Raw genomic sequence first — 14788 nt, forward strand, 5'->3', positions numbered from 1 at the left:
ATGAGGCGGATAACTGCACGGCTTCCCCGGTGGTAGCTTTTGTGAGTGATGTGAGTGATGGGAATACTTGTCCGGAGCTTATCACGCGGACCTATAGTGTGACCGATGATTGTGGTAACCAGATCCTGGTTACCCAGACCATCACCGTCGATGATGATACACCTCCGGATTTAACATGCCCATCCGATATAACTCAAGAATGTGGTGATAAGGATCCAGTTATTAAGATCCCGGTTGCAACGGATAATTGTGATGAAGATGTGAAAGTGACCTGGACCAGATCTGATGGATTGTCCTCTGCTGCACTTGATGACATAAATTCAACATTTGAAGTAGGTGAAACTACGATTACCTTCATTGCTAATGATGATTGTGGAAACAAATCTACATGTACAATACTGGTGACAGTTATCCCTTGTGATGCTTCGTATTGTACATATACGCAAGGATTTTATGGAAATGAGGGAGGTTTAACCTGCGATGGAATGACAGCTCAGGACTTAATGGAGAATGCTTTCGATATGTGGACAGATGATTTTGTAGAATTTGGAGATGCTGATAACGATAAAGTGTTCACCTTGACACTTGATGATATTTTGAATGGGAACATATTCAAAATGCTACCGGGTGAAGGACCTTCAGCTGCTTTAAAAGGCGATGCCACTTACAGCGATTCGAATACTTGGTTATATGTACCGATATCGAACAAAGGGACCATCAAGAATAATCTTCTTGCACAAACCATGACATTGTGGTTTAGCTTAGCGAATGATCCGGCTCTAGGTAATCTAGAGATTGATGACAGATATATCATTACTGCCGAAAGTGAAACCTGTGGGTCCGAAATTCCTGTGATAGGGACGGAATGGTATACGGAGATACCTCAGAGTATTTTTGAATACTTTGGTGAGGAGGAATTTACGGTGAATGAACTGCTCGAGCTGGCAAATCAGGCTCTTGGAGATGTGATCAGTAAGGATGACATTTCATTCGCGGATATTACGGAAGCGTTGGATGCAATTAATAATGCCTTTGATGAGTGCAGAATTCTTATGAGCTTTGAAGAGGCTGAGCCTCTTGATATTCCAAGGACAGGTTCTGATCTTGAGGAGGATTTAAGTTTTGTGACCCAGTTGCCATTGTACGGTACTCCGGTTATGGATATTGATTACAAGGTCTATCCAAATCCATTCAAACATAAGGTATTCTTTGACATAAAAGCCAATGAAAATACCTCACTGAAGCTTGTGATCATTACTTCAACGGGTCAGCTTGTGGAGGTGCTCTATGATGGAGAAGTCTTGGATGGGACCGAATATAAATTCGTGTTTGATAGTAAGTCTTACACGGATGCCATGTTCCTTTTCAGGATCATCACTGATCACAGTGATTCAACTGGTCAACTGATAAAAGCGAGATAGATTAATTGATTTAAGTTGAAACGGGGTGCTTTTTTCGGGCACCCCGTTTCTTGTTTATTTAAGGTTAACCTTAGTTAAACCAATACGACAGCTTCAGCACGATGCCGCGGTTCTTGGTGCGCAGACCGGTGGGGTAGGCATTCTCGGTATAGACGATATAAAGGTCCGAAACCGGGGCGAAACGCCACTGGAAGCGCATGTTCACATTCAAATTGTCAATCTGGTTGTTGTACTGTACAAAGGTGGTGAAGAAGAGCTTCTCGGTGAAGGTGATGTCCAGTTTGGGTCCTACCAGGACCAGGTCCATGCTGGTGTAGGGCTCAGGGAGCAGCACCCTGTTGAAGGAGGTAACCAGGGAGAGGCTTCCGTAGGGCTGGACCCGGTAATTCATCTCGGTCTCCAAACTGGCCCGTGTGCCGCCAAAAAAGCCCCCGTAGCGTCCCTCCACAGTAAAGGTAAAAAGCCTTCTCATGGTGGAGAGATAGGAGAGGGAGACTTCGGTCCATTTAAATTCAGTGCCTTCCGGAATCATTTCACCTCCCGTGTTGGTGGGGTCAAAGGGATCCAGCAGTTTCAGGTAAGCAGATTCCACTCCGGCCCTGATCATACTGCGGTCCGCCCAGGTCAGGGAGTAACTCAGGTCCACCTCCCGGTCGGTTAGAGAAAGATCAGGTTCAAAAAAGAGATCTGTTTCGAGCGAGGGGCCATGACTGGTTATCCTTTTCGAATTGGGGTAAAACTGATAGCCGATGGACGGGGTGGTCTGGTGAAAGCCGGTACGCCTTACAAATCCCATTTCGGCCAGGTAGTTCCCTCCCACGTAAGCCTGGTTAAGACCGGCTGTAAACTTCCGGGTAGAATATTTGATCAACCCGGCTGTGGCAAAACGACTACCCTCCTGGACCGGGTTGAAACTCTGGTGATAAAAGACCTTCCCGGTCCAGTTGTTATCGGTGCTGGCAAAGTTAAATTCGGTTCCTGCCACACGGTTAAACTGGTTTCCGCTGTATTCGGGATTATCGGGGGTGGCAATGACCTCTTTGTTGGTCATGAATACACCAATGTTGGAACGGCTCAGGATTTTGCGCTGCAATACCGCCACACTGAAATTATCGGCCGAGTTCAGTCCATCCACGGCAGTCTGCATATTCATCAGTCCGATCCTCCAGTTCTCTCCTGCATTCCCACTGAGGCGGGCCCCTGCAATCACCGGAGAATTCAGTCCGATTCTCCGGGAGAAAAAGGGTCTGACGGTCTGGGTCCCCAGGTTGGCAAAGAGATCGCTGTTTTCCAGGAAGAACTTTCTCTTTTCGGGGAAGTAGAGTTCGAAGCGGTCCAGGTTAGTAACCTGCCGGTCCACCTCCACCTGCGAATAGTCGGGGTTGATGGTTACATCCAGGTTCATGGAGGTGGATAAGATAACCTTGGCATCCAATCCCGCATTCCCGGTGAAACCGATGGGGTCGCCGGCTTCCTTTTCATGGGTTGCCTGTCCCAGCACATAAGGGATCACAGAAAATCTGACCCCTGATTTAGGAAGAGGAGTTTCCCAGACCAGCGTTCCGGTGAAGGCCAGAGTGGCCGATGCGAACTGCCTGGGCACCGGGGCCCAGGATGATTTCTCATTGGTCTTGAGGTCCAGACGGCTGAAGTTAATGCCCCATTCGGTATCTCCTTCCTTGTATCTGATGGTCCTGAATGGGATCTTAAATTCTGCCACCCAGGCATCCTCGTTATTCTGAACAGCCGAATACCATTTTCCGTCCCACTCATTGGCCACCACGCCACCATTGGCCTGCATGCCGTCCCACTGGCCTCCTACGGCATTCACTCCAAAGGCAAAACCATTGGTCTGGTCGTTATAGGTATCAATGGCTGCAAAAAAGTTATCGTTCTTATTGAAGCTCCAGTCCCTGCGATAAGATTCAGCGGGACGTTTCCCGGGGCTTGGATCATAATTGATGATGCCCATGTATATATAGCTGTCATCATAGGCGACCATCACCTCGGTCTGTGCTTTGGCGTACCCCGTATCCACGGGTTGGATCCGGAAAAAGGGGGTGGTTTTTTCAGCCTTTGCCCAAATGGCCTCATCCAGAATACCATCGATGGTCACCGGCTGATCTGTTTTCGAAGCATGAAGCCTGTAACCGGCCCGGTTCACAGGTGTATTTTGTCCGTAGGACACAATAGAGATGGCGATTAGCAATAGCAGCAGGGTGGGGATTCTTGTATTCATCTTTCTTATTTTGAGCTTGGCCTAAGGGTCTCAGGATTCCAAGCTGCAAAGATAATCAAGAAACTGATACATTAATTCCTGGTTGCTTTCAAAGTAGCCCTGTTCGGCAAGAATCTCCTTTTCCGTCTGAATATGGGGGCCCTCCACCAGTTCGTCCCGGCAGTTTTCCACCAGTTCCTTTATCGCTTCCGGATTCATTTCCAGATGGAACTGAAGGGCTATTACCTGTTGGCCGTAAATGAAGCCCTGGTGGGGATAGGCCTGGGAGCTGGCTATCCGGATGGCCCCCGGGGAATGTCGAAGGTGTCGCCATGCCAGTGAAAGACCTTGTGTGCGGCAGGCAGGGCCTCGAATATTTTATAGTTACCCAGGGAGGGAAGGAACTGCAGGTTGTGCCAGCCGATCTCCCGGTGTGGACCCGGGTAAACCTCCTCACCCAGGGCAGAGGCGATGATCTGGGCCCCCAGGCAGATCCCCAGAACTGGTTTGCCGGTCTGAATATAATCCCTCACCCACTCAATTTCATCGCCCATCCAGGAGTGGATATGGTAATCAAAAACGTCCATGGGGCCACCCATAATAATCAGCATATCCGCCCTTGAAGCTTCCGGTAATTCATGGCCCAGGTAGAACCTGGTATAATGGAGTAGGTGTCCCTTTTGCCCGATCCAGTCCGCTATCACACCCGGCCCTTCGTAGGGCACGTGCATAAAGCATTCTATGTTTTTTACGGAGACCATTAACACTTCTCTTTGGTAAAGCGGCAGAGCATTTCCCGCACTATTTCCACGCTGTCTATATAGAACTTTGCCTTGGTGGTTTTTGTTCCCACCTTGATGGTGTAGGCTTCCTTAGGCATCGCTTCGAATGTAAATTCATCGGTCCAGTCATCACCCACAGCCAGGATGAAATCGAAGGAACCATCCCCCAGTTTATGGGAGGCAGCCCTTCCTTTGTTAATCCCGGAGTATTTAATCTCCAGCACCTTGTCGCCATCCATGATCTCCAGGTTCAGATTGGAGGTCAGGGTACGCAGTTCATCCTTCAGCTCCCAGGCACGCTGCATACCCAGGTCCGGGTCCGAATTACGGTAATGCCACACCAGGGAGAAGTTTTTGTACTCGATAAATGAACGGGGAGTCTGGTCCACATAGTATTCCAGCAAAGGCTCCACAGATTCCCTCCAATCGTTATTGATCTGTTCCATCATATGCCATTCCCCACCGGGCTCCCGGAACCAGACACCATGTTCGGCCACAAAATGGATGTCCCATTTTTCATCGAACCACTTGCCCAGGGTCTCTTTATCCCGGCCACTGATGATTACAACGGTATTTTTGGGATCGCCGGAGAGCCGTTGCAGGATCTCATATAGCTGTTCATCGGGTCTGGCATCTTCCGGATTCTTTGTAAACCAGGCCAGGGTCCCGTCATAGTCGAGAAAGAGGATCCGTTTCCCGGTTTCCTTGTAACAATCATTAATATAATGCAGGCGGGTGGTGTTGATCTTTTTGGTCAGGGTAAACTCCTGGATCTCTTTGACGCCCTCCAGGCTTTTGATAAACTCACTGGCCCAGCGTCCCACCGTGTAGCGGTGCAGGCGCATCATCATGACTTTATTCCTCCGGATCTGCTCTTCTTCAGGCATCTCAATGGCTTCCCTGATGGCCTCAGCGATAGCATCCAGGTCATTGGGGTTGACCAGCAGGGCCTCGTGCAGCTCTTTGGAAGCACCGGCAAGCTCGCTCAAAATCAGTACCCCGGTGCCATCGTGACGCGAGGCGACAAACTCTTTGGAGACCAGGTTCATGCCGTCCCGGAGGGGAAGGATCAGAGCGATGTCAGAGAGAGAATACAGATCGATCCGTTCATCCATGGTGAAGGTCTGGTTCAGGTATCTCACCGGGGTCCAGGTAATGGTTCCGTAATTGCCATTGATTCGTCCCACCAGTTCGTCCACCTGGCTTTTCAGGTTGAAGAACGATTCGCTGGTTTCGCCCGACGGAATGGCCTGCACAATCATACTGATGCGTCCATTGTATTCGGGGTAGGTCTGCAGAAAGCGCTCAAAGGCCCGGATGCGCTGTGGAATGCCTTTGGTATAGTCCAGTTTATCGATAGAGATAATAAGCTTCTCTGTTTGTCCCGACTTCTTGAATAACTTCATATCCTTCTGGATCTTCGAGGGCCTGGGATGATCGCTATGGATCTCAAGAGCCTTGTTTCGGAAGCGTTCATAATTGATCCCCTTGGGAAAGACATCCACCTTCAGAGTGCGTTCTCCGATGGAAATCCTGTTAAAGACCGAATCCACCCCGGTAAGACGACGCACCGAACTCATAAAGTGCCTTACGTTATCGTAGGTCTGGAACCCGATCAGATCGGCACCCAGCATTCCTTCGATAATCTCCAGTCTCCAGGGAAGCAGCCGGAACAGCTCAAACGAGGGGAAGGGAATATGAATGAACAAACCAATGGAAACACCCGGTTTTTCTTCCCGTATCATCTGCGGAAGCATTAAAAGATGATAGTCATGTACCCAGAGAATATCTCCTTCATTAATGGTATCCAGGATTTTCTCCGCATACAAACGGTTGATTTTCATGTAGGCTTTCCAGGCGACCTCGCTGTAGCTTACATGCTCGGTGAAATAATGAAACAGGGGCCAGAGGGTGTTACGGGCAAAACCATGAAGGTGCAGGTTCCCGTCCCGGGGCCGGGGAAATATGGGTATACAATTAAATGGTTTCAGCGCGGCTTCCAGGGAGCGGACCTCGTTGGCCTTGAATTCATGGTTCTCAAATCCGGTCATGCCCACCCATTCGGGTTCGAAACCGCCATAGAAGTTCTTCAGTCCTGAGATAGTGGTCTCTTCCGCTCTTTCAATCTGGTACTTGCCTTCCTTCCAGTTGATATGTACGGGGAGCAGATTGGAGGCGAGGATGAGACGTTTCATAGCAGAAATTTTTAGCAATAATGATTTGAACGCTTCTATAAATTTAGATACCTTGATCCTCATTACAAAATATATAAATACACATTATGACATTTCAACCCAAGTTTGATGCAGTGATTTTTGACCTGGATGGCGTGATTACAAAGACAGCTCTTGTTCATGCGGCTTCCTGGAAACGTATGTTTGATGAATACATGAGGAGCCGGGAGGAACGTTTCGGAGAAGCCTTCAGGGAATTTACTCATGCAGGGGACTACCTTCCCTACGTGGATGGAAAGCCACGTTATAAGGGTGTCCAATCTTTCCTGGAGTCCAGGGGAATCGATATTCCTATCGGAGATCCATCCGATGAACCGGATATGGAGACAGTCTGCGGACTGGGGAACAAGAAGAACATCATGTTCAACAAGGTGCTGGAGGACGAGGGCGTGGAAGTGTATGAAAGTTCGGTGGAAATGCTGGAGGGACTGAAGGCAGCCGGAGTCCGGATCGGGGTGGCATCATCCAGTAAGAATTGCAAAGCAGTGCTGGAAACGGCCGGACTTCTTCACTATTTTGAAACCCGTGTGGATGGGGTGGTGTCGGCCGAAATCGGACTGCAAGGGAAACCGGAACCTGATATTTTCACCACTGCCTGCGATAACCTGGGAGTGGAGTATCACCGGTCCGTGGTTGTGGAGGATGCCGTGTCCGGGGTGATGGCCGGGCACAAAGGAAATTTCGGATTGACCCTGGGGCTGGCCCGGGAAGATAACATCAGGGAGCTGCTGGCAGGGGGTGCCGATATTGTGGTGGAGGACCTGGATGAAATCGGACTGGAAGGAATCAATAAATGGTTCGAACGGGGAATGGAGGAGGATGCCTGGCTCTTGAAGTATCACGATTATAGCCAGGAGAAGGAACGATCCCGGGAGGCCCTTCTGGCGGTAGGGAACGGCTATTTTGGCACCCGTGGTGCCCTGGAAGAGAGCAGCGCCAATCAGGTCAACTATCCCGGCACCTACATGACAGGCCTGTTTAACAGGCTGACATCAAAAGTAGGGGAGAGGGACATTGAAAATGAAGATTTTGTCAATGCAAGTAACTGGCTCCCGGTCACTTTTCGGATCGACGGAGGGCCCTGGCTTGAATTTAAACCGGAGCCTACTTTTAGTATAATCGAAATGCACAGGACCCTGGATATGCGTTCCGGCGGATTGCATAAGGAGATGGTGGTGGAAGACCAGGAGGGGAGGCTGACCCGAGTTCATTCATCGCGCTTTGCCGGTATGGCCGATCCTCACCGGGCCGGATTACGCTACACGCTTTGTCCGCTAAATTATGAGGGGACCATTGAAATACGCTCCGGTTTGCACGGCGATCATCGCAACTCCGGGGTCGAACGATACAACTCCCTGGAGCAGAAGCACCTGGAAGCGGTCAGCGAGGGATCTTCGGGCAGGATTGTCGAACTGCTTGTTAAGACCACTCAGTCGGATATTCTCATCGCCATGTGTGCCTCCTTTACCCTGAACAGGGAGGCTGAAGAAAAGATTCTTTCCGGAGCGGGCCGGATCGACAAGCATTTTTCACTGGATGTGAAGAAGGATCAGGAGGTGGTCCTCGATAAGATGTTGAGTATCTTTACTTCCAGGGATCCGGAAGTGGAAGATCCCCTGGAGGAAGCACGCGATACTCTGGAGGCCATGTCTGGCTACCAGGAAGAGATGAAGCTCTCAGAGGGGCGATGGAAGGAGCTCTGGAACCGGATGGATGTAGTTATAAGGGGGGACAGGGAAGCTCAGAAGCTGGTCAGGCTCCATCTTTTCCATATGATGGTTTCTGCTTCACCGCACCATGCCGGACTGGATTCGGGTATTCCGCCACGCGGACTTCACGGGGAGGCCTATCGCGGCCATATTTTCTGGGACGAATTATATATTCTGCCTCTCTTCAATCTTCATTTTCCGGAGGTGGTTAAATCGGTGCTGATGTACCGTTACAGGAGGCTGGATGCTGCCAGGGCCTATGCCAGGGAATATGGCTATGAAGGGGCTATGTTTCCATGGCAGAGCGGGAGCGATGGCCGGGAAGAGACCCAGATCATCCACCTGAACCCTCTTTCCGGGGAGTGGGGGGATGATTACAGTTCCTTGCAGAGGCACATATCTCTTGCCATTGCCTATAATATCTGGAACTATTACCAGGTGACAGGCGACCGGGAATTTATGGAGCAGTATGGAGCTGAAATCTTGCTGGATATCTGTAAATTCTGGGTAAGTAAATCGGAGCCGGGCCAGGACGGAAGGTTTCATATCCACCAGGTGATGGGACCCGATGAATTTCATGAGACCCTGCCCGGATCGGGTGTGGGCGGACTGACCGACAATGCCTACACGAATATCATGGTCAGCTGGATGATAGAGAAGGCTTTCAGAATGCTCGAAGAAATTGATCCCCTGCAGAAGGACCGGATACTGGATGAGCTTGCTATCACTGGGGAGAAGCTGGAACGTTGGGAAAAAATCATGCATGGAGTAGCCCTGCATATTTCAAATGATGGAGTGGTGGAACAGTTTAAGGGTTACTTCGGGCTGGAGGAGCTGGATTGGGAACACTACCGCCGGAAATACGGGGATATTCACCGGCTCGACCGGATCCTGAAATCAGAAGGGAAGTCGCCCGATGACTACAAGCTGGCCAAGCAGGCCGATTTTTTGATGAGTTTCTATAATCTGGGGACAGCCGGTGTGAAGGAAACCCTGGCAGGATTGGGCTATACAGTTCCGGAGCATTTTGCCAGGCGGAACTTCGAGTATTACATCGCCCGGACCTCTCACGGCTCCACACTCAGCCGCCTGGTGCATGCCCGCCTGGCCTGGGAGATGGGAATGGCCGACACGGGATGGGAACTCTTCATGGATGCCCTGAGAAGCGACCTGGTCGACATTCAGGGGGGAACAACCGGGGAAGGAGTTCATTGTGGAGTTATGGCCGGTACTGTATACGATGTTCTGGTCAGTTATGCCGGGCTGGACCTCCGGGGAGATACTCCCGTGCTTCATCCGAAATTGCCTGCACACTGGAAAGGCCTGGATTTTCACTTTACCTTCAGGGGGACGGCATTTTTAGTCTCCATTATTGGTCAACAGATCAAAATCTCCGGGAAAAACATGGGAAAGGAGCAGATAAAATTTCATATTTGTGGAGAAGAATGCACACTCTCTGAAGGAAATGCAGCTTCAGCAACCCTAAAATAAAATTCAGATTCAATGCTAGGAGATATTCTGTTAATCAATGATATGCATAAGGAGGCCGCCCAGGCTATTTGTGAGAAGGTCATGGCCGACAGGGAGACCAAGGAGGAGCGTTACCGTTATATTGTGGGGATATCGGGTGAATCAGGGTCCGGAAAATCTGAACTGGCCCATGCCCTGGGCACCTGCCTGAAGCATCACCATATCCGGGTCAAGGTGATCCATACCGACAATTATTACCGGATACAGCCTCTCTTAAGAGAAGAGTGGCGCCGGAACAAGGGTTTTGATAAGATAGGGATCAATGAGTATGACTGGGTTAAGATCAGGAAGACTATCAGGGACTTCAGAGAAGAGCAGGAGTGTATGATCCCTTGTATTGATCTGATTCCGGAACAGGTGGATAAACTGATTACGGATTTCAGCAAGATTGATTTGCTTATTGTGGACGGACTTTATGCCATCAAGGCGGAGACTGTTGATATCAGGGTCTTTATAGACCTGACCTACCACGAAACCAAGATCAACCAGATTATCCGGATGAAAGAGGCCATGAGCGACTTCCGCCTTAGTATCCTGGAAAAGGAGCATCAGGCTGTGAGCACCCTGAAGCCTCTGGCCGATCTGATCGTTGATAAATCTTATCAGGTGGTGACCATGGAGGATTACCTGAAAGAATAGGGATCGCCACGTAAAAGATTTTCCAGATAGTTTATTTCCAGGGGAGTCTGAACTGTACTTGAACAAGAATTAAGGCTTTTTAATAAGCGAGATATCACGGATCAACACCTTTTTTTTGAGGTACTGGCCTTTATCTGGAAGTCCCTGGATAGCTCTGGCCACATCCATTCCGGAGACAAGCTTTCCAAATGCGGCGAAGCCCTGCAGGTCCGGATTCCTTTCACCCCCGTAATCGAGAGCCGGCTGATCGCCGATACAGATAAAGAATTCCGTGGAGGCGCTTCCGGGTTCATTTCTGGCCATGGAGATCACTCCGTCTGTATGCAGGATCCCGGTTTCCCTGGTGGATTCATGGATAATTGGACGGATGGAATCCACCACTTCATCATAGAACAAACCACCCTGGATCACTTCGATCTTCACCTGGTTCCGGCTTTGGTTATCCATACGAACCACCCGGTAAAACATACTGTTTTTGTAGTCTCCGTTTTCTACATGTCGAAGGAAATTAGCCGCAGTTACGGGTGCTTTCTCCGGGTATATCTCCACGGTCATATCGCCCAGGTCGGTGCAGATAAGCAACATGGTGGCCGGCCGGTCACAGGAGACCGGCCGGACCAGCATGATGATTATAAGCAAACAGAGCTTGTCAGGCCAGTTTATGTTTCTGAACAAATTCATCAAGTACACCATTCAAATCGGGTTCTCCGATTTCCTGCAGATCGTAGTATACCCGGGTATTTGGTTTCTGAATATCGATCAAGCGATTCAGATCAATGGGAGTCCCTATGATCACTGAATCGCAGTCAGAGTTATTAATGGTTGTTTCCAGATCCTTTAACTGCTGTTCTCCATAACCCATGGCCGGGAGAAGGGTCCCGATCTCCGGATAGATCTCGAAGGTCTCGGTCAGTTTGCCCACCGTAAAAGGTCGTGGGTCCACCAGTCCGGCAGCCCCGTATTTCCTGGCGGCCACTACTCCTGCACCAATCTTCATTTCTCCGTGGGTGAGCGTGGGCCCGTCTTCCACTACCAGAACTCTTTTCCCTTTAATCACCGCGGGATTATCCACCCGGATTGGTGAGGCTCCGTCGATCACCGTGGCAGAAGGGTTTACTTTCTCGATGCTCTCCCGGACCGTCTGGATACCCTCCGGCGAGGCAGAGTCCATTTTATTGATCACCACGACATCCGAGGTCCGCAGTACCACCTCTCCCGGGTAGTAGCCTAATTCATGTCCGGGCCTGTGCGGATCCACCACACCAATGGTCAGATCCGGCTTGTAAAATGAGAAGTCATTGTTACCCCCGTCCCAGAGAATCACATCACATGCGGCAGGATCCTCTTCCGCAGCACGTACTATGGCTTCATAATCGACCCCGGCATAGATCACATTCCCCCTGACTACATGGGGTTCGTATTCTTCCATTTCTTCGATCGTACATTTATGCTTTTTCAGGTCAGCCACGCTGGCAAAGCGTTGAACTTTCTGTGCTTCCAGGTCCCCATAAGGCATGGGATGTCTGATGGCAACCACTTTCAGACCTTTTTGCATCAGCAGTTCGATGACCCTTCGGGAGGTCTGACTTTTTCCGCACCCGGTTCTGACCGCACAGACGGAGATCACCGGCTTCTTGCTCTTGATCATGGTATCCCTGGTCCCCAGAAGCATAAAATTTGCTCCGGCTGAATTTACAAGGGCGCTGATGGCCATTACCTTCTCATAAGGGAGGTCGCTGTATGAAAATACACAGGTTTTGACCTGCAGTTCCTCAATCAGTTGAGGTAGCTGGTCCTCCGAATATATGGGGATTCCTTTCGGGTAGAGCTTTCCAGCCAGCCCGGCCGGGTATTTTCTTCCATCAATATCGGGGATTTGAGCAGCTGTAAATGCCACTACCTTGTATTCCTCCTGGTCCCTGAAACAGGTGTTAAAATTATGGAAATCCCTTCCTGCAGCTCCAATAATAATAATATTCTTTCTAGTCATTTGTAGTGTTGTTAAATGTTCAATCTGTTAAATGTATAGGATTATTTTGCTGGGTATACCGAATATGCTATATAATAGAAATTTGATGATCATAAATAGAACAACTTGCTTACAAATGTGTAATATTATATATTGGAATTTTTCGAATATTTTTTTCGAAATTCGAAAAAAGTTTAATGACAGATGAATTTTCTGGCCCATACCTACCTCTCCGGATGCAATGAGGAGATCATTGTAGGCAATTTTATGGGCGATTATGTGAAGGGTAAAAGCTACCTGGATTACCCCGAACAGGTCATGAAGGGGATCCTGATCCACCGGGATATAGACTCCTTCACCGATATGCACCAGATCACCAGGATCAGCAAACAAAGAGTTGCTTCCAGGTATCATAAGTATGCCGGCATTATCACGGATATTTTTTACGATCATTTCCTGGCCTCTCTCTGGGATAACTATTCCAATTTAGCCCTTCGCGATTTTGTGAACCGGACCTATGACCTTCTGAAAAGAAATTACAAAGTACTTCCCGATGCCATCAAAAGATGGTTCCCCACTTTCCTGGAGAATAACTGGATGATGGCATATACCACGGTGGATGGCATTGAGCTGGTTCTGGAGCGGATGTCGGCCAATACTTCCCTTCCGGACCATTCGGCTTTCGCAGTGGAGGTACTAAGGGACCAGTACTCTCTGTTTATGGATGATTTCCTGCAATTCTTTCCGCTGATTATTGAGTTCCTGGAGGAGAAGTATAAAATTGAGATCACCTCCGGCAGGGAAGATTATCCGAACAGCTAAGCGTACTGCTTATTATCCGTGGAGAGCCTGTGACCGGGAAGTTTATCTACCTTCAGGAGCTTTTTATATTCTTTTTCATAGAAAAACTCCTTCTCTCCGAAAGCCGGAACAAGGTCGTCCAGCCATTGTACTTCCGGATCGAAAGCGGCAAAGAAAGGCTGTCCCACCCATTTGGGATTGCGGCCCTGTAAAAAATCCAGCACGAATACTTTCTCCCCCCGGATTTCACTGATGCCTGCGATCCGCACTTTACCCGGACCGGCCGACATACTCGGCCCCCTGACGGTGCGGCCGATGCCGCTTATGTGCTGATAGGCCCCGTTAAAAATCTGGTGTGCACGTTCCAGGCTGAGCCCGAAATAGGCCTGTGCCCCGGTATCTCTTGCTACGAACATGTAGTAAGGAATAATTCCCAGGTTAAGCTGCAGCTTCCACATCCTGGTCCAGATGGCCGGATCGTCATTGATATGTTTCAGTACGGGAGACTGACTACGGATGATAGTTCCCGTTTCCCTGATCCGTGCTACAGCCTCCCTGACTGCATCTGTTTCCAGTTCCCGCGGATGATTTATATGGGCCATCAGCGCCACATGGATCCCTTTCTCGTTTACTTTCCGAAGGAGATCCAGCAGCTGGCCGGAATCCGGGTCAGTCAGGTACCGGTAAGGCCAGAAAGAGAGCGATTTTGTGCCAATACGGATGGTATTCAACTGTGGCAGATCCGCAGTCAAAAAGGCATCGATATATCTTTCCAGCACCTCCGTTTTCATGACCATGGGATCCCCCCCGGTGATCAGGATATCGGTGATCGAAGGATTTTCTTTCAGGTAGGCAACCACCAGGCTGGCCTGCTTCATGGCGAACTTAAGCTCATTCAGACCAGTGAACTGCGGCCACCTGAAACAGAAGGTGCAGTAAGCATGGCAGGTCTGTCCCTGGGTGGGAAAGAAGAGCATTGTTTCGCGGTATTTATGCTGAATTCCGGTCAAAACCCTGCCCTTGAGGGTGGGAACATTGTGTTCCAGCTGTCCGGCCGGATGGGGATTGAGGTCAAGCCTCATTTCATGGACATATTCGGCCAGATCGGCTTTACTGCTATTGCTTTCCACCATTTCAGTGAGAGCCCGGTACTGAGAAGGCCTGAGCATCTCTTTTTGTGGGAAATTCAATATATAGATGGGATCCTCCAGATAGTTATTCCAGTCGATCAGCTCCTTTACAACATAGTTGTTGGTCTTAAATGGGAGCACCTCGGAAACCACTCTGATGGATTGGACCTGCTCCTTGCTCAGCTTTCCGAAATGGGGTATTTTTTTTAGATTATGTCTCGCGTATACCTGATATTTCATGTTAGCTTATTCTGGGATTTGCCGGGGAAATATTCCCGTAAAACTACAAGTTACAAAAATTTGAGGAGAATTAAAAGTGAGCCCCGGGCGAAAGGCAGGTCATCATCCTGACAGC

At 49.4% G+C, this 14788-nt stretch carries 11 protein-coding genes; 4 read left to right on the forward strand and 7 right to left on the reverse strand.

Going from position 1 to position 14788, the window contains the following annotated elements; genetic code table 11:
* A partial coding sequence (locus tag P1P86_12390; protein MDF1575977.1) for an HYR domain-containing protein occupies window positions 1-1421 on the forward strand: 1421 nt, incomplete at its 5' end.
* Window positions 1422-1491: 70 nt separating this feature from the next.
* Here the strand turns inward: P1P86_12390 and P1P86_12395 are convergent.
* The 4 genes from P1P86_12395 to P1P86_12410 all read right to left on the reverse strand — a co-directional run bounded on the left by P1P86_12395 (window position 1492) and on the right by P1P86_12410 (window position 6616).
* On the reverse strand, window positions 1492-3660 hold the full coding sequence (locus P1P86_12395; protein MDF1575978.1) for a DUF5916 domain-containing protein: 2169 nt from the start codon (window positions 3658-3660) through the stop codon (window positions 1492-1494).
* 30 nt (window positions 3661-3690) lie between these two features.
* Window positions 3691-3858, reverse strand: a complete 168-nt coding sequence (locus P1P86_12400; protein ID MDF1575979.1) for a hypothetical protein — start codon at window positions 3856-3858, stop codon at window positions 3691-3693.
* 74 nt (window positions 3859-3932) lie between these two features.
* Window positions 3933-4400 carry a gamma-glutamyl-gamma-aminobutyrate hydrolase family protein gene (locus P1P86_12405; GenBank protein ID MDF1575980.1) on the reverse strand — a complete coding sequence of 156 codons (468 nt, stop codon included), beginning with the start codon at window positions 4398-4400 and terminating at the stop codon, window positions 3933-3935.
* A complete protein-coding gene (locus tag P1P86_12410) occupies window positions 4400-6616 on the reverse strand; it encodes a bifunctional alpha,alpha-trehalose-phosphate synthase (UDP-forming)/trehalose-phosphatase (GenBank protein MDF1575981.1) in 2217 nt (738 codons plus the stop codon). Before P1P86_12410 ends, P1P86_12405 begins: the two co-directional genes overlap by 1 nt.
* Window positions 6617-6702: 86 nt before the next feature.
* On the opposite strand from P1P86_12410, the gene P1P86_12415 reads away from it, so the two are divergent.
* Window positions 6703-9855 (forward strand): beta-phosphoglucomutase family hydrolase, encoded by a 3153-nt coding sequence (locus P1P86_12415; GenBank protein ID MDF1575982.1) that lies wholly within the window; start codon window positions 6703-6705, stop codon window positions 9853-9855.
* 12 nt (window positions 9856-9867) lie between these two features.
* Window positions 9868-10533, forward strand: a complete 666-nt coding sequence (locus P1P86_12420) for a hypothetical protein (GenBank protein MDF1575983.1) — start codon at window positions 9868-9870, stop codon at window positions 10531-10533.
* Window positions 10534-10602: 69 nt separating this feature from the next.
* Here the strand turns inward: P1P86_12420 and P1P86_12425 are convergent, their stop codons facing one another.
* The gene (locus P1P86_12425) at window positions 10603-11172 is read right to left on the reverse strand and encodes a peptidylprolyl isomerase (GenBank protein ID MDF1575984.1); all 570 of its coding nucleotides are present in this window, start codon (window positions 11170-11172) and stop codon (window positions 10603-10605) included.
* Window positions 11173-11182: 10 nt separating this feature from the next.
* Window positions 11183-12523: a cyclic 2,3-diphosphoglycerate synthase gene (locus tag P1P86_12430; GenBank protein MDF1575985.1), complete on the reverse strand. Its 1341-nt coding sequence runs from the start codon at window positions 12521-12523 to the stop codon at window positions 11183-11185.
* A 183-nt stretch (window positions 12524-12706) separates the two neighbouring features.
* Between P1P86_12430 and P1P86_12435 the strand changes: the two genes are divergently transcribed.
* Entirely contained in the window at window positions 12707-13324 is a 618-nt protein-coding gene (locus P1P86_12435; protein MDF1575986.1) for an ACP phosphodiesterase, read from the forward strand.
* On the opposite strand, the gene P1P86_12440 is transcribed toward P1P86_12435, so the two are convergent.
* On the reverse strand, window positions 13321-14673 hold the full coding sequence (locus P1P86_12440) for a lysine 2,3-aminomutase (GenBank protein MDF1575987.1): 1353 nt from the start codon (window positions 14671-14673) through the stop codon (window positions 13321-13323). The genes P1P86_12435 and P1P86_12440 overlap by 4 nt on opposite strands.
* Window positions 14674-14788 lie beyond the last annotated feature (115 nt).

The sequence above is a fragment of the Bacteroidales bacterium genome, from assembly GCA_029210725.1.
Classification (GTDB): domain Bacteria; phylum Bacteroidota; class Bacteroidia; order Bacteroidales.

Excerpts from the sequence above, each read along its gene's own strand:
- P1P86_12415 (MDF1575982.1), top strand. The coding sequence starts at position 6,703 with ATGACATTTCAACCCAAGTTTGATGCAGTGATTTTTGACCTGGATGGC.
- P1P86_12440 (MDF1575987.1), bottom strand. The coding sequence starts at position 14,673 with ATGAAATATCAGGTATACGCGAGACATAATCTAAAAAAAATACCCCAT.
- P1P86_12400 (MDF1575979.1), bottom strand. The coding sequence starts at position 3,858 with ATGAATCCGGAAGCGATAAAGGAACTGGTGGAAAACTGCCGGGACGAA.
- P1P86_12405 (MDF1575980.1), bottom strand. The coding sequence starts at position 4,400 with ATGGTCTCCGTAAAAAACATAGAATGCTTTATGCACGTGCCCTACGAA.
- P1P86_12435 (MDF1575986.1), top strand. The coding sequence starts at position 12,707 with ATGAATTTTCTGGCCCATACCTACCTCTCCGGATGCAATGAGGAGATC.
- P1P86_12420 (MDF1575983.1), top strand. The coding sequence starts at position 9,868 with ATGCTAGGAGATATTCTGTTAATCAATGATATGCATAAGGAGGCCGCC.
- P1P86_12430 (MDF1575985.1), bottom strand. The coding sequence starts at position 12,523 with ATGACTAGAAAGAATATTATTATTATTGGAGCTGCAGGAAGGGATTTC.
- P1P86_12395 (MDF1575978.1), bottom strand. The coding sequence starts at position 3,660 with ATGAATACAAGAATCCCCACCCTGCTGCTATTGCTAATCGCCATCTCT.
- P1P86_12410 (MDF1575981.1), bottom strand. The coding sequence starts at position 6,616 with ATGAAACGTCTCATCCTCGCCTCCAATCTGCTCCCCGTACATATCAAC.